Source organism: Psychromonas sp. B3M02, assembly GCF_003318165.1.
In the GTDB taxonomy this organism is placed as follows: Bacteria; Pseudomonadota; Gammaproteobacteria; order Enterobacterales; family Psychromonadaceae; genus Psychromonas.
This window is the reverse complement of sequence record NZ_QOCB01000091.1, coordinates 1-1,428: the sequence shown is the minus strand read 5'-3', so window position 1 is coordinate 1,428 and position 1,428 is coordinate 1. Positions and strand designations below refer to the sequence as shown.

1 protein-coding gene and 2 pseudogenes are annotated in these 1,428 nt (G+C 37.5%); all 3 read left to right on the top strand.

The features are described from left to right. Positions 1-258 (top strand): annotated as a pseudogene (locus DS885_RS09705) (guanylate kinase); the annotation flags it as partial. Between the two features lie 86 nt (positions 259-344). Beyond that, on the top strand, positions 345-620 hold the full coding sequence (gene rpoZ / locus DS885_RS09700; RefSeq protein ID WP_113819230.1) for a DNA-directed RNA polymerase subunit omega: 276 nt from the start codon (positions 345-347) through the stop codon (positions 618-620). A 231-nt stretch (positions 621-851) separates the two neighbouring features. Beyond that, positions 852-1,428: pseudogene (locus tag DS885_RS09695) on the top strand (calcium/sodium antiporter); the annotation flags it as partial.

Sequence of the window (1,428 nt, the reverse complement as noted above, 5' to 3'; positions counted from 1 at the left end):
ATCTTACCACCAAGTCGTGAAGAGCTAGAATTACGCCTTAATAAACGTGGTCAAGATAGCCAAGAGATCATTGCTAAGCGTATGCAAGAGGCACAATCTGAAATGTCTCATTACAATGAATACGATTATTTAATCGTCAACGACGATTTTGATACCGCGATACAAGAGTTTTCTGCTATTGTACGCGCATTGCGCAGTGAACAACAAAAACAAGCAATAAAGCACATTAAAACAATCAAGGCATTATTAGAAGTATAATCTCTATACTAAGACGCTGGATCAATTGCTATTTAGCGCATATAATAACCGCCCTTTTTTATGTAATTAACTTTTGGAGTTAACCAATGGCACGAGTAACCGTTGAAGATGCAGTAAATGTAGTAGGCAACCGTTTTGATCTAATCTTAATGGCTTCTCGCCGAGCTCGCCAGCTTGCGACACAAGGTAAAACACCTTTAGTTGAACCTGAGAATGATAAGCCAACAGTAATTGCATTACGTGAAATTGAAGAAAACTTAATCACTAATGAATTAATGGATATTCAAGATCGCCAAGAAAAGCATGAGAAGCAAGCTGCAGAATTAGCTGCTGTTGCTGCAATTGCGGAAGGCCGTGGCTAAACCCCACTTGCCTTATGAATATGGAAGAACGCTGAGCATGAGAATGCTCGGCGTTTTTTTTGTACTGCATTAGTTAATCTGTCATGTGATAATAATCCCCCGTTATAATCACTGATTTACGCATTACCTTATTAGGCAACCGCGTAGATAATCTTGTTATGATCAGATATACACCGTTCACCTTAAACAATGAATGGTATTAGGATAACTTAACTTTCTCAGGAGAATGTTTTGGTCACTTTATTCGTTCCAGCAATCGCAATTATTGTTGGTTTTGCACTACTTATTTGGAGTGCAGATAAATTTGTATTAGGCGCCTCTAATACCGCACGTAGTTTTTCTATATCACCATTAATCGTAGGCATAGTGATTGTTGGTTTAGGTACCTCTGCACCGGAAATGTTAGTGTCATCAATGGCCGCATTTGAAGGTAATACAGGCCTATCAATTGGTAATGCTATTGGCTCTAATATTACTAATATTGGTTTAATGCTAGGTATCACCGCACTCTTTTATCCATTACATATTCACTCAAAGTTATTGAAACGTGAAATGCCAGTATTACTAGTGATTATGCTAGTGAGCTATTACCTATTATTAGATCAGCATTTAAGCTTCTTAAATGGTCTATTTTTACTAGGCTTAATGATTGCCATGCTAGGTTTCACTATCTGGGAAGCAAAAAGCAATGGTAAAGACAGCCTACCTCAAGAAATTTTAGATGAATTACCTGAAGAGATTAGTAAAGGTGAAGCAATAAAATGGTTACTGATTGGTATTATTGTCCTGATTGCTTCTTCGCGCTTAC